This is a genomic window from Shewanella sp. 0m-6, from assembly GCF_052977325.1.
Genome location: NZ_JBRIMD010000019.1, coordinates 1 through 17,515 on the forward strand (window position 1 = coordinate 1; position 17,515 = coordinate 17,515).

The window sequence follows — 17,515 nt, forward strand, 5'->3', positions numbered from 1 at the left end:
CCCAGAACAGTAAAACCAAGGCCTCAACGGTATGCCAAAAATAAAAATGCCGTTCACCTTAAGTGAACGGCATTACTCAAAGGAGTCGGTTTTTTTATTTGTGAATAAAATCAGTCTAAAGGCGCTCGTAAATCAACCGTTAATGGTCGACAGTGCACTGCAAGTCAGGTTAGGTTAATGTTTAACCTGTTACGCTGGTGCAAGATAAATAGAGGGATTTTCAACTTATGATTAAAAAATATATCTTTTTGATAGTGTTCGGGCTGTCTTTTTTAGCTGGCTGTACAAGCTCTGACAATGTCGAAGCTGAAATGGCTGCGACACGCACAACGATGGTGACGACAGGGAACCTTGCTCTATTAAACAAATCTTCTACAGCCTTTGCCTGGCACCCAACTATGTTTGCTGTACATGCTAGTGACGAAATCGATAATCAAGTCGTTATCAATCATATGCAGCATGCTATTACGGAGTCTATGGAGGCCAAGGGGTATCATTTAGCAAGAGCCAATGAAACTCCAGGTGTATTGGTTGGATTTGGCTTGGCGTTAGAGTCAGAAATGAGTGATAAAGAAATATTAAAACGGGCAGGTTTAGTTGCAGGTTTATCTACGCAAGGGGTCGATGATAAATATGAAAAAGGCTCAGTGTTAGTAGCGCTATTTACGCCTAATAATCCAATGCCGGTTTGGCGAGTGCTCGCACAAGGTTTTACTGAGCTAGATAAAACCCCTGAACAAAGAGAGCAACGTTTTGAACAGTTGCTTTCGACTATGCTAAAACCTGTGCCGGTTGTTTAAAAGTCTGCTTGGTAAGCCCAGGCTTTTGCACCGTAACTGATAATTTGAATAGTAAGAGTAAAGGGAGATTACGATGAAGTTTTTAATTGTTCCAGCCTTGATTTTTGGGTTTGTGTGTAGCGTAAACGCCTACGCTGGACAGTGGAGCCAGATCAGTGAAAAAACGGTCAGCTACAAAACGGAAACCGATACCGTCACACCGAAAAAAACTGAAAAGCAGGTTAGTCACATAAAGATGAAGTGCATTCAGGGGACGGTTAACTTACATAAAATCGTATTGATAATGGCTGATGGCAGTAAGAAGGAGGTTGATAACCTCGGGATCCTTACAAAAGGGTTGTCGAGCCGGAGTATCAGTGTCCCTAAGGGAGAGCTTAAATCAATTGAGCTTACTTATGATAGCGTCGGTAGCCAAACTCTAGGTGTGGTTGGCGTAAGCAAAAAAGGTAAGCTGCAAATCTTAGGGCAGTTTCCTGATGCCACTTAAACCCAGCCACTTAGATCCAGCCACTTAGAACGGCAGTTTGGATTTAGTGGCTTAGATTTAGCCGTTTAGACGATAATCAACGCGCAATGAATATAACTTCACCTCAGCAATAAAAATGCCCTGCTTAGAGGGCATTTTTGTTTGACGTTATAGCTGTGAGCTAGGGTTAATAACTCACACTGACTTCGTAAGAGCCAAATTTACGCACATTAATCACACCAGTATCAAAGATTAGATATTGGCCCTTAATACCTTGTAATACTCCCGATACTTCAGGGTTTTTATCAAAGTTATGAGAGCTGATTTTGGTTGGAAACACACTAACTGGGTAGTTAATTGTTTGAATTTGCTCGTCAAGCTTCGACACTGCAAACTCGCCGTGCTCTGCAGTGATCTCTTTTAAACGCTCTGCTATATGGGGAATTAACGTTGCAGCCTGTTGCTTTAGATCTAAGTCATCGGCGTTGCCCTTAAGCATGGTGCGCCAGTTAGTTTTATCGGCAATCATTTCAGCTAGCGCGGTTTCAACTAAACCTGAAAGTAGGCGTGTTTCTACCTTAAAAATAGGCAGGCCTTGAGTTGCACCTTGATCTATCCAACGGGTAGGTAGCTGGGTATGGCGGGTAATACCGACCTTTACACCTGAGGTATTTGATAAGTACACATAGTGTGGTACGAAGCAGTTAGCCTCACCCCAAGATGGCTCACGACAGGTGCCCGCAGCGTAGTGGCACGTTTCTGGCTTCATAATACACATGTCACAACTCGCAAGTTTTTGCATGCAAACATAGCAGTGGCCTTGTGAATAGCTCTTTTTAGTTTTCTTACCACAGCTACAACAGAGGATTTTACCGGTATGAGTTAATGTCAGTTGTTGACCAATTAATGGATTTAGATCCAGTAACTCTTCGCCAACAGGTAGCTGATATTGCACTAGATGATTCTCATCCAAGTGGCTGCGCATTTTTCTTAAGGTTCCAAGCATGACATTTTAATTCTTTTTAAGATTTACGCTTAGTCTAACAGATTGTTATACCAGCTTTGGAATGGTTTTTTCGATTGCTAGTGTGGGAATGCTTGATTGCAATGACATCTAGCTTATGGCTCAGAGTTCAGAGCTATGACATTACAATGATTATGATATGGGGATACATGGTACTGACTTGTAAGCGCCAAAAATAATTCTCGCTGATTTAAAGGCGCGAGGACAAGTCGCAAAGTAAGCCGGGATTGATGAGCGAATAGGTTCGGTTAAAATAAGTGCGTAAACCTGGTTTAGGCACTTATTTTTGGAAACACTTATTTTAGGGGGTTAGCATTGACCGAGGCTTAACTCCAGTTTTGGATTGTCTCGAGTCGTTAAATTGCCAAAATGTATTGTTGTTAGCAGATAGCCTTGGGCTAATAGATTTTGTTGAATGCGTTTTTTCAAATCATCACATGCCTCTTGTTGAAACTTAGGCAGGTCTTTTGCCAAGTAGTAGCTTGCGATGGTGTTTCTAAATGCAGCTGCACTAATATGCTTGGCTTCGGTGTCGATGTGTTTTGTTGGAATGACTTGTGGGATCTGCTTACTGTCGAGCTGATAACTCATGCTCAAGGTTAAGTGATAATCTCTATGAGCAATATCTTTAGCGAGTAGAGGTGGTTGATTGATTTCTATCGTTCTTGCAGAGGTATTAAATAAAGCTACCTGCAGATCAAGGGTAAAATGTGTACCTGGTGGCTGTAACTGCTGTCCTTTTTCTGCTGAATAAGTATAGGCAAACTCATTTTCTTCGACCAGAACAATATGAATGGGGTACTTAAGATGATTGTACTCTTTATCTGCATTTAGCTTTGATGAGACAAGTTGAGTCGAACCGACTACTAACGTTGCAAATAGCAGGAAAAACACTAATGCGGCGCAGATAAGTAATGTTGATATTTTACTCCATTTGAATGACGAAGAACGTCCTCATTGGTTTTTTAAAGCTTATTTTTCAGATGTTTAAGTTGATTAAAGAGTTGATCGCCGCCGATGCTAGCATGAGCATTTAACTGCCGTCAATGTAACCAATTTACAGCCTAATGCCGACGTTATTGATGCCATTGCTTGGCTTTTAGTTATCTGATTTGTACAGGGGAGTTAAATACCAATAAAGCAGATTACGACTACGAAGACTATGAGACCGACATCTAGCCCCTTTTTTAACACAAGCCTGACTCTGCGGCGAGTCAGGCTTGTGTTAAGGTTACGCTGACAGCTTATCTAGCTGTACATCATCACCTATGCTGTGGAGCGCTTGGGTCAATTGCTCTTCATCACTCGCATCTTTCATTCCCACATTAAAATCGGCTCTGAACAGGGCTATACCCGAATGGCTGGCACTCTCGTAACGTGTGCTCATATGCTCAATATTGATCCCAAGTGAACTGATTTTATTTGAGATTTCATGTACTAAACCCGGTCTGTCATAGGCAACGAGGGAGTAACTTACATGCTTAATTTTAGCCTGTGGCTTACTGGTTTTGGAGTAGGTTAACGATACTCCCTCAAGCATCTCGAGATTTTCGATCAATTCATCCCAATGAGCGGCTGGGACTTCCAGCAGTAGGATCGCTGCAAAAATACCATCGATATGACGTAGTTCAGAATCTAGCCAGTTGCCACCATGGCGACTAACCGCATGGGCTATTTGCTCAACTAAGCCTTCTCTATCGCTTGCTTGTAGGGTAACTAGGTATTTTAACATTTGATATTACTCCCTTATTTATCTAAATAGTCGATCGTTATTGCCTGGTTTTGCAGGGGGTTAACGCCTAATATAGCCAAATTCAAAATCGGAACAGTATAAGTTAACCGCTGTAACACTAGTGTCATTTTTGCGTCATATAATGCTCCACATAAATTTACGCGTGCACAAAAATTGTTTTAAAACATTAGTGTTAGCATAGTCGTTAATGCAATCCCAGTTAAAAAACTTAACTGGCTTTATAATAATCGAGGTTCTTAATGGAAACTCAGGTATCTCAACCTGGACCTGCTACGAAAAACCTATTGATAAATAATGGTTCTTCGCGCAGAGCAATCAAGGATAAAGCAGCCCAAATAGGTGTCACCATTGGTGGGATCATGGTGTTTGTGGCGCTATTACTGATCTTCTTTTATCTACTTTATGTGATAAAGCCAATCTTCGATAGTGCCGAAGTGACACCGGTCGTGAGCGCTGAGTATTACGACCCAAAGCCTGCACTGATGGTAGGAAGTGATGAGCAAAATGAGATCATGTATCGCGTATCTCAGCTTGGCAAAGTCGATTTTTATGACACTCAAACTTCTCAACTAATACGCAGTGAACAAATTAATACGCCAGCGGGAACAGAGATTGTCAGTAGTTCGGCTGGAGCGCCAAGTGAGCAACGCTTTGCGCTGGGACTGAGTAATGGCCAGGTGATTATTGCTGGTCTTGAATTTGAGGTCACTTATCCAAATGATAAGCGCTTGATCACCCCTAAACTTCGTTTTTATAACAACAATGAGGTATTAACCGCGGATCGACAATCTCGCGCGCTAAATCATTTAGTATTTGGTTACCGTAGCGACAAAATGAGCTTTGTGTACCAGACAGACGACAAAGCGTGGCATCTCTCTCGCCAGGAAGGTGAAGAGAATATGATGACCGAAGAGGTGGAGTGGGGATCATATAATAGTATTATTCCTGACTCACCGGTTAATGTTCAGCAGCAGCTGATGACACCAGACCAGCGCCAACTTATTTTAAGTTCTGACAATAAACTATTTATTTACGATATTCGTGATGCAGAAGCTGTGCAACTTAGCCAAGTGCTGTCACTGGGGCGCGCTAAGGCAAATGTGACAAATGTGACGCTACTTGCTGGCGCTAGCTCGTTACTGGTGAGTTATGACACAGGAATTGTGCAGCAGTATTTTCAAGTGAATGGTGAGCAAGGTCGTCAATACCAGGAGATCCGTAACTTTAAAGGCCATGGCGATATTAAGAGCGTAGCCTCAGAATTTTATCGAAAAAGCTTTGCCACCATTACAGAAGACGGTGACTTAAGCTTGCTTTATACCACCAGTGAGAGAGAGCTCTTCTCGATGAACTTTGGGCTAGATAATCCTGGTACTGCCGGTTTTAGTCCGAGATCAAATGCCTTGATCGTCGAAGCTGGCAGCAAGCTTCATCTATTTAGTGTATCGAACAGTCACCCTGAAGTGTCGTGGAGCGCCATGTGGGAGAAGGTGTGGTACGAAGGTTACCCTGAGCCTCAATATGTGTGGCAATCAACGTCGGGCTCGGATGACTTTGAAGCAAAGCTCAGCCTAATGCCGTTAGCGTTTGGTACCATGAAAGCGGCGTTTTACGCCATGCTTTTTGCCACCCCCTTAGCCATTGCAGGCGCCGTTTATACCGCTTACTTTATGTCGCCTAAAGTGCGCGCCATCGTAAAGCCGACCATTGAAATAATGGAAGCGCTACCTACGGTTATTTTAGGTTTCTTAGCCGGTCTTTGGTTAGCCCCATTGATAGAAGATAACTTGCCCGGAATATTGACCTTACTCATTTTGCTGCCGGTGTCGATTTTAAGTACCGCTTTTGCTTGGTACAAGCTGCCTGCAAAGTGGAAGCAACGCTTACCTGAAACCTATCAAGAGCTCATGTTACTGCCTGTGATTATCTTCATTGGCTGGTTCTCGTTTGCTATTAGCCCTGGTCTAGAGTTGGCCTTATTTGACGGCGATACTCGTATGTTTATCACCAACGAGCTCGGCATTACTTTTGACCAAAGAAACGCGCTAGTCGTGGGCATCGCCATGGGCTTTGCGGTTATCCCAACGATTTTCTCTATCGCAGAAGATGCAGTGTTTTCGGTGCCTCGTCACTTATCAAACGGCAGTTTGGCACTGGGTGCAACCACATGGCAGACATTAACTCGGGTGGTATTGCTGACGGCAAGCCCTGGTATTTTTTCAGCTGTCATGATGGGCCTTGGCCGCGCGGTGGGTGAAACCATGATTGTACTTATGGCCACAGGTAATACGGCGATTATGGAGTGGAGCGTGTTTGAGGGCATGAGAACACTGGCGGCTAACATCGCGGTAGAGATGCCAGAGTCTGCGATTGGTAGCTCGCATTATCGTGTGTTGTTCTTGGCGGCCTTTGTGCTATTTATCTTTACTTTCTTCTTCAACACGATTGCAGAAGTGGTGAGGCAGCGTCTACGTGAACGTTATAGCTCACTTTAAAGCGTATTGTTATGGATGATAAGAAAATGAATTTTATGACGACATATATAAGTACTCGTTCACCTGTCGCTTTAAGAGGTTTAGCTAATGGGTAAGTGGTTTAAATCGGGGTCTCCTTGGATTTGGATGACCAGTGGCGCAGTCAGTATCTGTTTGATTGCGGTACTCGGGTTATTGCTATTAATTGCTTGGCGTGGTCTGAGTTACTTCTGGCCTGCTGATATTTATCAGTGGGAGATGAAGAACCAACAAGGTGAGCGTTATACACTTATTGGTGAAATCTACGATAAAGAGGAAGTGCCAACAGAGCGCCTGCTTGCTGCTGGGCATAAGTTTGACTCAGAAGTCGGCGAGAACGTCATCCGTTATCTGGTTAAAACCGGTAACCGCGAGTTTGTTGGGTTAGATTTTCGCTGGATTTTAGCAACAGATATTATCTCTCGTTCTAAGCCTGAAAATATAGCCGTTATCGAGCGCAGTAAAAATGGTGACTTCTATGGCTTCCCTGTGGCGATTATCGAGGACGGTAAGCGATTATCATCCCAAAATGTTGAAGCGGATTTTGAAAGCCATATAGAGCGAGCGGTTAAACTGAACGATGAAGCGCTTGCTCTGCAAAAAAGTGTGATTGGTTCAATTAACTATGAGCTTGAAAACTTACGTCTACAGTCTCGTCGTTATGAGTTAGATAACGCCTTAACCGACAGTCGTAAAGCCGAGATAGCCGCTGAGCGCGCTAAGTTAAATGCCGAGTATCAAATCGTAGAAAAAGAGTTCTTTGCCTTTAAAACTGAAGCGGGTAGAGATTCGGTTATTATTCGTGACATGCGTGGCGAAGAGGTGACATTAAAACTCGATACTATCTTAGATGTGACCTATGCCAACCGTTTAGGTGTGATGGGGAAAATTGGCCAGTGGTTTATTGGAGTGGGTAAGTTCGTCAGTGACGACCCACGCGAAGCCAACACCGAAGGTGGCGTATTCCCTGCGATTTTCGGTACCGTGTTTATGGTTATGTTGATGGCGGTAATTGTGACGCCATTTGGGGTTATCGCCGCTATCTACTTGCACGAATATGCCAAGAAAGGCCCCATTACTAAGATGATCCGTATTGCGGTGATTAACTTAGCGGGTGTGCCATCGATTGTTTACGGTGTATTTGGTTTAGGTTTCTTTGTTTATATGTTTGGTGGCACGCTAGATCAGCTGTTCTACCCTGAAGCACTACCAGCGCCGACCTTTGGTTCGCCTGGTGTAATTTGGTCGGCGTTAACCCTCGCTATTTTGACTTTGCCTGTTGTCATCGTATCAACAGAAGAGGGCCTCAGCCGTATTCCAAGTTCTGTTCGTCAGGGCAGTTTGGCGCTCGGTGCCACTAAAGCAGAGACCTTATGGCGCATTATTATCCCAATGGCCAGCCCTGCCATTATGACGGGGTTAATTTTGGCAGTTGCTCGTGCGGCAGGTGAGGTTGCTCCGCTGATGTTAGTCGGGGTGGTAAAGCTTGCGCCGACATTGCCTATTGATATGAATTTCCCATTTGTGCATCTAGAACGTAAGTTCATGCATTTAGGTTTCCACATCTATGATGTTGGTTTCCAAAGCCCTAACGTAGAAGCGGCGCGTCCCTTGGTATACGCTACTTCGTTCCTTTTGGTCTCGGTAATTGTGGCACTTAACTTAACTGCCATTGGTGTACGAAACCACTTACGCGAAAAATATCGTTCGCTTGAGCATTAATTGACGATTATCCTAAGCAGTAGGAAATAACATGATTTCAATAGATCAATCGGTAATGAAGACTGATATGCTAGACCTAGAAAACCTAACAAAAGAACAAACAGCCTTAGAGATCCGCAACTTAGATCTTAAATATGGCGACAAACAAGCACTATTTGATGTATCGATGAAGATCCCTAAGAAAAAGGTGACGGCTTTCATCGGTCCGAGTGGTTGTGGTAAGTCGACCTTACTTCGCTGCATTAACCGTATGAACGACTTGGTCGATAACTGCCATATTGGTGGTGAGATCATGTTGCACGGCCAAAATATTTACGACAAAAAGGTCGATGTAGCCGCGCTACGCCGTAACGTCGGTATGGTATTCCAGCGTCCGAATCCATTCCCTAAATCGATTTACGAGAACGTGGTTTATGGTTTGCGCCTGCAAGGGGTTAATAATCGCCGCGAACTTGATGATGCTGCCGAGCGTTCATTACGTGGCGCTGCGATTTGGGATGAGGTAAAAGACAGGCTGCATGATAACGCTTTTGGTTTGTCTGGCGGTCAGCAGCAACGTTTGGTGATAGCTCGGGCGATTGCGATTGAACCTGAAGTATTATTACTTGATGAACCCACATCAGCATTGGATCCGATTTCAACCTTGACCATTGAAGAGTTGATCACCGATCTTAAATCAAAATATACCGTTGTTATTGTTACGCATAACATGCAACAGGCTGCGCGCGTGTCAGATCAAACCGCCTTTATGTATATGGGTGAACTGATTGAGTATGCTGATACCAATACCATCTTTACGACGCCTAAAAAGAAGAAGACGGAAGATTATATTACTGGCCGTTACGGTTAAGAGAGATAGGGAGTTACAGCAATGGAAAACATGAACTTAAATAGACATATCTCTGGTCAGTTTAATGCTGAGCTTGACGATATTCGCAATCGCGTGTTGGCGATGGGCGGCTTGGTTGAACGTCAACTTGAGCTGTCATTAGATGCCCTTGGGTCGCTAGATGCCGAGCTTGCGCAAAAAGTGATAGAAGGCGATCACAAAGTCAATGGTATGGAAGTGGCGATTGACGAAGAATGTGCGCGCATTATCGCTAAGCGTCAGCCAGCAGCAAGTGATTTACGTCTAGTATTGGCTATTTCTAAGACTATTACAGACTTAGAGCGAATTGGTGATGCCTGCGTAAAAATTGCCAAAGCGGCCATGGATAAGCGCTCTAAAAATCAGCAGCCTTTATTGGTGAGTATCGAAAACATGGGGCGTCATGCCACACGTACTTTGCATTCAACCCTCGACGCTCTTGCTCGAATGGACGCCGATGTCGCATTTGAGCTGCACAAAGAAGACACTAAGCTTGATAAAGAGTATGAAGGCATTATTCGTCAGCTGATGACCTATATGATGGCCGATCCGCGCTCTATTCCTGAAGTGTTAGATGTGCTTTGGGCCGCCCGTGCTGTTGAGCGTGTAGGGGACCGTTGTCAGAACATTTGTGAGTACATTATCTATTATGTGAAAGGTAAAGATGTACGCCATATCTCATACGAAGAGATGGAAAAAGATCTTAAACTTTAAGGTTTTTGAGTCATTGTGTTTTGCTTTGATTGAGTTGTTAAAAAAACGCAGTGAGATTGAGTTCACAATTCTGGTTAAATGTTGAATTGAGTTAATTAGAAAAGCAGCGATAAGCTGCTTTTTTTGTTTCTGCGCTATAGACGAAAACATCGACTCGATAAATAATGTATAGTGTAAGTGAATTTTGTGTTGTTAAAACCTGTGAGCCAAATTCTATTTAATAGTTGAACCATGTCGTTACACGGCAATTTTGGGTTGGGCTATTCAATATGATTTGTTAGCCTTTAGCGGTAAGTAAGTACTTATTTTTTGGTTGTTGAAAGCAACTAAAAAGAAAGGGTATTTATCACTATTGGTAATAGATGTTAATTAATCGACAGTGCTATCTTTAGTTTGCGTGATCCTAATATTAGGTGAAGCTAGTTTCAGATGATGCTCGAGATTTTCTAATCATTCTAAGGTGAGTATCACAGCGGGTTAAACCACAAAATAATGATCCCGTCGGTGTGTGCTTATATTTGGTAATACATTTCTAAGTCCTGGCGGCCCTTTCACACAACGCTAGGCGATGTTGTGTGTTCTTTATTTATTGCGGTAATTCTATGTCGATAAAATCGAGTATTAATCCACCAGTTTTTTTCTCTTCAGTCATTCTAATAACGTTAATGGTATTTGTTTGTGCCGTGTGGCCGACTCAATCACAAGACGTCTTCAAAGCAGCTCAATCCTGGTTCGAACTTAAAGCGGGCTGGCTTTACATTTTAGGTGTTGCCGTTTTCCTGATTTTTATTATTTTTGTCATGGTAAGTCGCTTCGGTGATATCAAGCTAGGCCCAGATCACGCAGAGCCTGATTACACCTATAAGAGCTGGATTGCTATGCTGTTCTCAGCGGGTATGGGTATCGGCTTAATGTTCTTTGGTGTGGCAGAGCCTGTAATGCATTACTTGTCTCCCCCCGATGCCGACCCAATGACGATTCAAGCGGCAAAAGACGCCATGAAGATCACTTTCTTCCACTGGGGTATTCATGCTTGGGCAATTTATGCGGTTGTTGCATTGAGTTTGGCGTACTTTTCATATCGACATAAGCTTCCTCTACTGCCACGAAGTGCATTGTATCCGCTGATTGGTGACAAGATTTATGGTCCAATTGGTCATGCTGTCGATACTTTTGCGGTGCTAGGTACCATGTTCGGTGTGGCTACATCACTTGGTTTTGGTGTATTACAGTTAAACTCAGGCCTTAATTACTTACTCGATGTGCCGGTTAATAGCACTGTGCAAGTGGCTTTGATTATCGGTGTATGTCTGATTGCGACGGTTTCGGTGTTTTCAGGTTTAGACAAAGGCGTTAAACGTTTAAGTGAGCTCAACCTAGTGCTTGCGGTATTGTTACTCCTATGTGTATTACTATTTGGCTCTACAGTTGAGCTACTGCAAGCATTTGTACAAAACACGGGGGCGTATTTAAGCGATATCGTCGGTAAGACGTTTAATTTATATGCTTATGAGCAGAAGAACGATTGGCTTGGTGGCTGGACCCTTCTTTATTGGGGGTGGTGGATCTCATGGTCACCATTTGTCGGAACCTTTATTGCCCGCGTTTCGCGCGGCCGTACTATTCGTGAATTCTTGGTGGGCGTATTGTTTGTTCCATCGACATTGACCTTTATTTGGATGACAGGTTTTGGTAACAGCGCTATTGAAGTGATTTCAAATGGCGGAACCTATCTGTCTGACGCGGTATCGTCAGACGTATCGGTGGCCTTGTTTGTGTTTTTTGAACATATGCCATTTTCAACCTTGTTATCGACAATTGCACTGTGTTTAGTGGTGACTTTCTTTGTAACATCATCTGATTCAGGCTCGTTAGTTATCGATAACCTGACCTCTGGTGGTGATCATGATGCACCTGTTTGGCAGCGTATTTTCTGGGCATTAATGCAAGGTGTAGTTGCTTCTGTTTTGTTATTAGCCGGTGGTTTACAAGCGCTGCAAACTGCTGCGATAGCAAGTGCATTGCCGTTCCTTATCGTTATGCTGCTCATGTGTTTCGGTCTGTACATTGCGCTTAAAGATGACTGGTTAAAAATCAACAGCGTGCAATCACATAATACCAGTGTGCAGTTTACCAAGACCAATGTGAGCTGGGAGTCGCATATTGATGTTTTACTATCGCATCCGAGCCAAGAAGAAGCGCAGAGCTTCCTTGATAGTGTGGCTCAGCCAGCATTAACAAAAGTACGCGATAGCTTCTTAAGTCGCTCAATTACGGCTGAGATTTTAAACTTTGATAACCGTGTACGCTTTGTGGTTCCAAGTGAAGATCATAATGACTTCGTTTACGGTCTACGTACCCGCGCATTTAGCATTACCAATCCGCTCGAAAGTGAAGTGGCTGACGGTGATATCGAATACTACCGTGTGGAAGTATTCTTAGAACACGGTGGTCAACATTACGATGTAATGGGCTTTACTCAAGATCAGCTACTGGCAGATGTGGTGACGCAGTACGAAAAGTACTTGCACTACCTACATCTTTCAAGCTCAGAGTACTTAGGTAGCGAAGCTAAATAATTCGCGTAATTTGCGGTGAAAAGTACCTAGGGTCAGTGATACAATTGGCTCTAGGTAACAAACTTTAATGAGAAACAGCATGTCGACCAATCAAGGGCAAAGTAAGTTAGATAGAGTATTAGCTGAGGCGAGAGAGTATAAAGCCAAGCGTGAAGTGGGTTATCGTGAGCAGGCGCTTAAGCTTTATCCTTGGGTCTGTGGCCGCTGTACTCGTGAATTTAACAATGCCAACCTAAGAGAGTTGACGGTGCATCATCGTGATCATAACCACGATAATAATCCATCAGATGGCTCTAATTGGGAGCTGTTGTGCCTTTATTGTCATGACAATGAGCACTCTAAGTTTGAAGAGCTTATTCAGTATGGTTCTACGACAGAAAACAAAGTTGAAGCTGCGACTTACAATCCATTTGCGGATTTGAAGAGTATGCTGAAAAAGTAGACCGTAAAGAGTTTAAAAAATCCGCGAATGAGCGGCTTTTTTTGTATTAAATATCTCATCCTGGGATGTGTTTATATATTTAGGACAGGAACAGGATTGATTAATCGGCCTCTGAGCGTTCTAGTCTGCTCTGGGCTTCAATCCATTTGGCCCGACTGAGGATGGCACTATTTTCCCCGCCTTGCATCTTGGCCTTGCGCTCAGCCAGATTTTTCCAAATGAGCGCTTTACGTTCATCGCTTGCCTGCCCCCAACCGACTATTTCATCGATATGGCGATAACAGCCCATACAATAATCTTCATCATTTAAGCCGCATTTGGCCACACAAGGTGATTGCATCATAAGGTTTGTGTTGTATTTCTTGTTCGAATTTGCGGCAGATTCTAAGTTAGCTAGAATTAGCTTACAAGTGAAACTCTTTTCATTGGCCTAGAGCTTGGCTTTGACATTGGTATTGACGTGGCTAATTCATAATATGGCTAATGAGGTAAGTAGACATAGCGATAGGTATTGTTGATGTCCGGTGGTAGAATTATAAGCTGATGTTTTTAATAAACTATTTTAATTGAATTTCAAATAAATTCTAATGAACTGTGTATTTTCTGGAGGAGTTATGAAAGCGATGTTTCGCTTTTGTTTGATAGCCGTTGTCGCGTTGCTGACAAGTGCGTGTTCACTGTTAGAAATTAAATTGGAAAGCGGCATTGAGCCGTTGCCAAAAGATCAACTCAATATGCGCGTTTTTAGTCGCGACTTTAGTACGGTTTTTTATAGCCAGGTAGAGAGCGCTGCTGATCTGATAGAGCGTAATACCGACAGTATTGCGATTAAGTCAAACACCTTAATGTGGAAGATTAACGCCGAGCAGAATCTACAACACACGATTTTTCAAGCATCACCAACAGCAGCGATGATTGATACTTGGGTGTTTACCGAGCAGATGGCACAGTTTTTTGAAACGGGAGCGGGCAAAAACTTATTTGCAGAGCAACAACCCGTCGCCGTTGAGACCAGCATCAAATTACGAGATCAGTTTGAGCGCACAATTAAAAATCTAGGTGGCGCTAATTTTAAAAAGAATCAAGAGTTTGTGAAGCAATACGCTGCGAGCCACCCCATAAAGGATATGGCGTTTGCACGGGAATCGGCATTTACCGAATGGCTTGAGTTCCATAAGATCAGTGAGTTTGATGCGGTGACGACTTTCGGCACCGTCCCTGAGGTGATGAGTGATATCTCTGACCGTATGGCGATGATCGCCGAGCAGATGCCAAAAATCTTAGGCTGGAAAGCCGAGCTATATGCCTTGCATTCCAACATTAATGCCGATGAAATTCAGCGCACGCTAACAAATATTAGCGATACCTCAGCTAAGTTCCAGCAGTTAATGGCACAAAGCCCTGAAATGATGCAAAGTTTAGCCGTTGATATGCGTAAAGAGCTCACTCCGCTATTAGATCAACTCAGTGCCAGTACCGATGATAAGCTAAAGCAGTTGTCGGTTGAGCGTCAGGCGCTAGAAGTTATGGTGAAGAATGAGCGTATTGCCCTAGAAGCGATGGTTGCTCGTGAGCGCGCAGCAGCGGCGATTGACTTAGAGCAGATTTCACAAAATGCGGTAGAGGTGGTTTTTCAGGAGTTGACCAAGACTCTTAAGAGCTTGATTTTGTACTTCGTACTCTTCCTACTGGTGGTGTTTTTCGCGCCATTAGGCCTAGGGGTGTGGTTAGGTAAGCGTATGCAAATTAAAAAGCTAAACGCCTCAAAACCCGAAGTTAAGCAAAAAGCTTAATCGGATCTAGCCGATGACATGTTAAACTGGCGAGCACTCTTCATAGGGTGCTCGTTTTTATTGCAGCGCTAAACCGCTGTGTGTTGCAACATTAAATTAGCTAAAAAGATGACTGTCACTTCAACTCAATCTCTACCTTTGTGTAAGCAAGCTGCATTAAGCGCAGCGCAAAAACTTAAGCAGATAGACGCGCTGTTAACGCAGAGTCAGTCGCTATGGCGTAGCCGCTCTTTTGAGTGCAACGAGCTGCCTTGGAGCGAAAGCTTTCCAAGACTAGCTAAAGCGGTTTGGCAACTCACTGACGACTCACTTGATGCCATTGATGCTTGTCAAAATAGATTGAATGAAGCCTTGTTAGGAGCCTTGTCAGAGGATTTGCTTGCTCAAGGTTTAACATGGCAGCTTGAGTTATTGCTGCAATCAGCCATAGGTGCTGATATTGGCTCCAGAGTTGCGACAAAATCAACAACAAGCTCAACAAAAAAATTAGCATCAACAGCACTGTTAACAGCAGAAGATGAGCCCCATTTTAGTGCCCATATTAAAGGCCGTAAGTGGCAACAGATTAATGCATTTGTTGCCACACTTCCGTTTGATGATACGCCAGTGCTTGAGTGGTGCGCAGGAAAAGGTCACTTAGGTAGGCTCATTGCAAAAGCCCACCAAAGACAAGTGGTCAGTCTTGAATGGCAGCCAAGCCTGTGTGAAGCCGGTGAGCAATTTGCAATAAAATGGCAACTACCACAAACTTTTATCTGTGCAGATGCCTTTGCTGGCCAAAGTGAGCAGTTACATACTGAGCAACTTGCCGTAGCGCTACACGCTTGCGGCGACTTGCATGTTAAACTACTGCAGCATGCCAGTGATGCTGGTACCAAGCAGTTGGTGATTTCACCTTGTTGTTATCACCTTATTCAAGCCAAGCAGTATCAAGCGCTTTCGACAGTGGCTAAGGCGAGTGAGCTTAAACTAAGCCGTGCAGACTTGCAGTTGCCCTTACAGCAAAGCGTTATTGCTAACGACAAGCATAAGGGTTACCGGTTGCAGGAGATGGCTTGGCGACTCGGTTTTGATGCGTTGCAGCGCAAGGTGCGCGGTCTTGACGAGTATTTACCTGTTCCCGCAATCAAGCAGAGTCAGTTAAATGATGATTTTGCGGTGTTTTGTCGTTGGGCGGCTGACGCGAAAGGGTTAGCTTTACCTGCTGATATCGATTGGCAAGAGTATTTGGTGATTGGAGAACTGCGTCAGCGCTTAACTCGACGCATCGATCTTGTGGCGCATCTATTTAGGGCGCTCGTCGAACAATGGCTGTTACTTGACAGAGTATGCTTTCTTGAAGAGCAGGGCTACCGAGTAACCTTGAGTGAATTTTGTTCAAACAGTATTACGCCGCGAAATGCGCTAATTCACGCATTTAAATAGATTTTTCAGGCTAGCTCAATTTAATCTTATCGTAACAAACTGTTTATTAAGTTGTAATTAAGTTAGCTGTGATTGAATCCGCGCGAAAAGAGAGGCTCTTTAGTAAGTAAAGTCTATGATAGGTTGGATTAAAACTGCTCAGTAATGAGGTTTTTTATTGAATCATCAGCTTTTTCTTGCTCAAATGGCTGGTTAATAATAAATAACTATCTAGATGGGCTGTAAATTCGCCTATCTTGTGAGTGACGATAAGCAGTTTCATGAAATATTCCCGCGTTTTTATTAATAGTATGGCCTACGAGTTAGCGCCTGAAGTTGTATCGACTTCGGAGCTAGAATCTCGTTTAGCGCCTTTATATCAAAAGTTTCGTATTCCAATGGGGCAGATTGCTACATTGACAGGGATCCATGAAAGACGCTGGTGGCCAAAAGGGCACCGTTTATCTGATGGTGCTTTAGCCGCGGCACATAAAACCATTGATGAAACCGGTGTGCAGATCAGTGATTTGGGCGCAGTGGTTTACACCGGTGTTTGCCGCGATCAACACGAACCTGCAACAGCTTGTCGTATTGCGGCAGAGCTTGGCGTGTCTAAAGATACCGCGATTTACGATATCAGTAATGCATGCTTAGGTGTGCTATCGGGTATTTTAGATATTGCGAACCGTATTGAGCTTGGTCAAATTAAAGCTGGCCTAGTGGTCTCGTGTGAGTCGGCGCGTCATATCGTTGATATCACCATAGATAAGATGCTGGCAGAGCCAACCATGCAAAACTACGCGCAGTCTTTGGCAACCTTAACGGGTGGTTCTGGTGCGGTAGCGGTGTTGTTGACCGATGGCAGCTTAAATCTTAAAGGCAATCGCCAGCACCAATTATTGGGTGCGAGTCACTTGTCGGCGCCGCAGCATTATGATTTATGTCAGTGGGGGCTTGAAGAAGCGGGCCCACAACTGTATCGCGAATATATGCGCACCAACGGTGTCGCCCTGCTTAAAGAAGGTGTGGAGCTTGCACGTCATACGTGGAGTCACTTTCTTGAGCAGCGTAACTGGTTAGTTGAGCAGGTCGATAAAGTAATTTGTCATCAGGTTGGCGCGTCGAATCGTCGTAATGTACTGAGTGCATTGAATATCCCTGAAGAGAAAGAATTTCCAACCTATAAGTTGCTTGGCAATATGGGCACGGTTTCATTGCCCGTTACGGCAGCAATGGCACATGACCAAGGCTTTTTGAAAAGCGGCGATCAGGTCAGCTTTTTAGGAATAGGCAGTGGTTTGAACTGCATGATGTTAGGTCTTAAGTGGTAAGTCACTATATATGGGTAAGCGCTAACGAGTAAGAGTTAACACACTTACGTTAATAGGAAGCTTGTCCATATACAGGCTAGCCCCCTTTAGCTAATAAAGCGTTCGA

15 protein-coding genes are annotated in these 17,515 nt (G+C 43.8%); 11 read left to right on the forward strand and 4 right to left on the reverse strand.

Features of this window, described 5'->3' with window-relative positions; all coding sequences use genetic code 11:
• Positions 1 to 227: 227 nt before the first annotated feature.
• Together ACVBJC_RS14350 and ACVBJC_RS14355 are read left to right on the forward strand one after the other, a co-directional pair.
• Positions 228 to 800 carry a DUF4136 domain-containing protein gene (locus ACVBJC_RS14350; protein ID WP_447161536.1) on the forward strand — a complete coding sequence of 191 codons (573 nt, stop codon included), beginning with the start codon at positions 228 to 230 and terminating at the stop codon, positions 798 to 800.
• Between the two features lie 73 nt (positions 801 to 873).
• On the forward strand, positions 874 to 1,287 hold the full coding sequence (locus ACVBJC_RS14355) for a hypothetical protein (RefSeq protein WP_447161537.1): 414 nt from the start codon (positions 874 to 876) through the stop codon (positions 1,285 to 1,287).
• A 166-nt stretch (positions 1,288 to 1,453) separates the two neighbouring features.
• Here ACVBJC_RS14355 and ACVBJC_RS14360 read toward each other — a convergent pair whose 3' ends face one another.
• From ACVBJC_RS14360 to ACVBJC_RS14370, 3 genes are all read right to left on the reverse strand, one after another.
• Positions 1,454 to 2,272 carry a DUF2797 domain-containing protein gene (locus tag ACVBJC_RS14360; protein WP_447161538.1) on the reverse strand — a complete coding sequence of 273 codons (819 nt, stop codon included), beginning with the start codon at positions 2,270 to 2,272 and terminating at the stop codon, positions 1,454 to 1,456.
• Between the two features lie 327 nt (positions 2,273 to 2,599).
• Positions 2,600 to 3,184 carry a hypothetical protein gene (locus ACVBJC_RS14365; protein WP_447161539.1) on the reverse strand — a complete coding sequence of 195 codons (585 nt, stop codon included), beginning with the start codon at positions 3,182 to 3,184 and terminating at the stop codon, positions 2,600 to 2,602.
• A 337-nt stretch (positions 3,185 to 3,521) separates the two neighbouring features.
• On the reverse strand, positions 3,522 to 4,022 hold the full coding sequence (locus ACVBJC_RS14370; protein WP_447161540.1) for a glycine cleavage system protein R: 501 nt from the start codon (positions 4,020 to 4,022) through the stop codon (positions 3,522 to 3,524).
• A gap of 260 nt (positions 4,023 to 4,282) precedes the next feature.
• On the opposite strand from ACVBJC_RS14370, the gene ACVBJC_RS14375 reads away from it, so the two are divergent.
• The 6 genes from ACVBJC_RS14375 to ACVBJC_RS14400 all read left to right on the forward strand — a co-directional run bounded on the left by ACVBJC_RS14375 (position 4,283) and on the right by ACVBJC_RS14400 (position 12,881).
• Positions 4,283 to 6,538 (forward strand): ABC transporter permease subunit, encoded by a 2,256-nt coding sequence (locus ACVBJC_RS14375; protein WP_447161541.1) that lies wholly within the window; start codon positions 4,283 to 4,285, stop codon positions 6,536 to 6,538.
• Between the two features lie 87 nt (positions 6,539 to 6,625).
• Positions 6,626 to 8,278, forward strand: a complete 1,653-nt coding sequence (pstA, locus tag ACVBJC_RS14380) for a phosphate ABC transporter permease PstA (RefSeq protein ID WP_447161542.1) — start codon at positions 6,626 to 6,628, stop codon at positions 8,276 to 8,278.
• 31 nt (positions 8,279 to 8,309) lie between these two features.
• Positions 8,310 to 9,128, forward strand: a complete 819-nt coding sequence (gene pstB, locus ACVBJC_RS14385) for a phosphate ABC transporter ATP-binding protein PstB (RefSeq protein WP_447161543.1) — start codon at positions 8,310 to 8,312, stop codon at positions 9,126 to 9,128.
• Positions 9,129 to 9,149: 21 nt separating this feature from the next.
• On the forward strand, positions 9,150 to 9,860 hold the full coding sequence (gene phoU, locus ACVBJC_RS14390; protein ID WP_447161544.1) for a phosphate signaling complex protein PhoU: 711 nt from the start codon (positions 9,150 to 9,152) through the stop codon (positions 9,858 to 9,860).
• A gap of 602 nt (positions 9,861 to 10,462) precedes the next feature.
• Positions 10,463 to 12,439 carry a BCCT family transporter gene (locus tag ACVBJC_RS14395; protein WP_447161545.1) on the forward strand — a complete coding sequence of 659 codons (1,977 nt, stop codon included), beginning with the start codon at positions 10,463 to 10,465 and terminating at the stop codon, positions 12,437 to 12,439.
• Between the two features lie 79 nt (positions 12,440 to 12,518).
• Positions 12,519 to 12,881: a YajD family HNH nuclease gene (locus ACVBJC_RS14400; protein ID WP_447161546.1), complete on the forward strand. Its 363-nt coding sequence runs from the start codon at positions 12,519 to 12,521 to the stop codon at positions 12,879 to 12,881.
• Positions 12,882 to 12,981: 100 nt separating this feature from the next.
• On the opposite strand, the gene ACVBJC_RS14405 is transcribed toward ACVBJC_RS14400, so the two are convergent.
• Positions 12,982 to 13,221, reverse strand: a complete 240-nt coding sequence (locus tag ACVBJC_RS14405; RefSeq protein WP_447161598.1) for a DUF1289 domain-containing protein — start codon at positions 13,219 to 13,221, stop codon at positions 12,982 to 12,984.
• Between the two features lie 274 nt (positions 13,222 to 13,495).
• Here ACVBJC_RS14405 and ACVBJC_RS14410 point away from each other — a divergent pair, with 274 nt between their 5' ends.
• The 3 genes from ACVBJC_RS14410 (at position 13,496) to ACVBJC_RS14420 (ending at position 17,409) form a co-directional block, all read left to right on the forward strand.
• Positions 13,496 to 14,674: a chemotaxis protein gene (locus ACVBJC_RS14410; RefSeq protein ID WP_447161547.1), complete on the forward strand. Its 1,179-nt coding sequence runs from the start codon at positions 13,496 to 13,498 to the stop codon at positions 14,672 to 14,674.
• Between the two features lie 108 nt (positions 14,675 to 14,782).
• On the forward strand, positions 14,783 to 16,099 hold the full coding sequence (locus ACVBJC_RS14415; RefSeq protein WP_447161548.1) for a methyltransferase: 1,317 nt from the start codon (positions 14,783 to 14,785) through the stop codon (positions 16,097 to 16,099).
• A gap of 260 nt (positions 16,100 to 16,359) precedes the next feature.
• The gene (locus ACVBJC_RS14420) at positions 16,360 to 17,409 is read left to right on the forward strand and encodes a 3-oxoacyl-ACP synthase III (protein WP_447161549.1); all 1,050 of its coding nucleotides are present in this window, start codon (positions 16,360 to 16,362) and stop codon (positions 17,407 to 17,409) included.
• Positions 17,410 to 17,515: the final 106 nt, after the last annotated feature.

Excerpts from the sequence above, each read along its gene's own strand:
- ACVBJC_RS14350 (WP_447161536.1), top strand. The coding sequence starts at position 228 with ATGATTAAAAAATATATCTTTTTGATAGTGTTCGGGCTGTCTTTTTTA.
- ACVBJC_RS14355 (WP_447161537.1), top strand. The coding sequence starts at position 874 with ATGAAGTTTTTAATTGTTCCAGCCTTGATTTTTGGGTTTGTGTGTAGC.
- ACVBJC_RS14360 (WP_447161538.1), bottom strand. The coding sequence starts at position 2,272 with ATGCTTGGAACCTTAAGAAAAATGCGCAGCCACTTGGATGAGAATCAT.
- ACVBJC_RS14370 (WP_447161540.1), bottom strand. The coding sequence starts at position 4,022 with ATGTTAAAATACCTAGTTACCCTACAAGCAAGCGATAGAGAAGGCTTA.
- ACVBJC_RS14375 (WP_447161541.1), top strand. The coding sequence starts at position 4,283 with ATGGAAACTCAGGTATCTCAACCTGGACCTGCTACGAAAAACCTATTG.
- pstA (WP_447161542.1), top strand. The coding sequence starts at position 6,626 with ATGGGTAAGTGGTTTAAATCGGGGTCTCCTTGGATTTGGATGACCAGT.
- pstB (WP_447161543.1), top strand. The coding sequence starts at position 8,310 with ATGATTTCAATAGATCAATCGGTAATGAAGACTGATATGCTAGACCTA.
- phoU (WP_447161544.1), top strand. The coding sequence starts at position 9,150 with ATGGAAAACATGAACTTAAATAGACATATCTCTGGTCAGTTTAATGCT.
- ACVBJC_RS14395 (WP_447161545.1), top strand. The coding sequence starts at position 10,463 with ATGTCGATAAAATCGAGTATTAATCCACCAGTTTTTTTCTCTTCAGTC.
- ACVBJC_RS14400 (WP_447161546.1), top strand. The coding sequence starts at position 12,519 with ATGTCGACCAATCAAGGGCAAAGTAAGTTAGATAGAGTATTAGCTGAG.
- ACVBJC_RS14405 (WP_447161598.1), bottom strand. The coding sequence starts at position 13,221 with ATGCAATCACCTTGTGTGGCCAAATGCGGCTTAAATGATGAAGATTAT.
- ACVBJC_RS14410 (WP_447161547.1), top strand. The coding sequence starts at position 13,496 with ATGAAAGCGATGTTTCGCTTTTGTTTGATAGCCGTTGTCGCGTTGCTG.
- ACVBJC_RS14415 (WP_447161548.1), top strand. The coding sequence starts at position 14,783 with ATGACTGTCACTTCAACTCAATCTCTACCTTTGTGTAAGCAAGCTGCA.
- ACVBJC_RS14420 (WP_447161549.1), top strand. The coding sequence starts at position 16,360 with ATGAAATATTCCCGCGTTTTTATTAATAGTATGGCCTACGAGTTAGCG.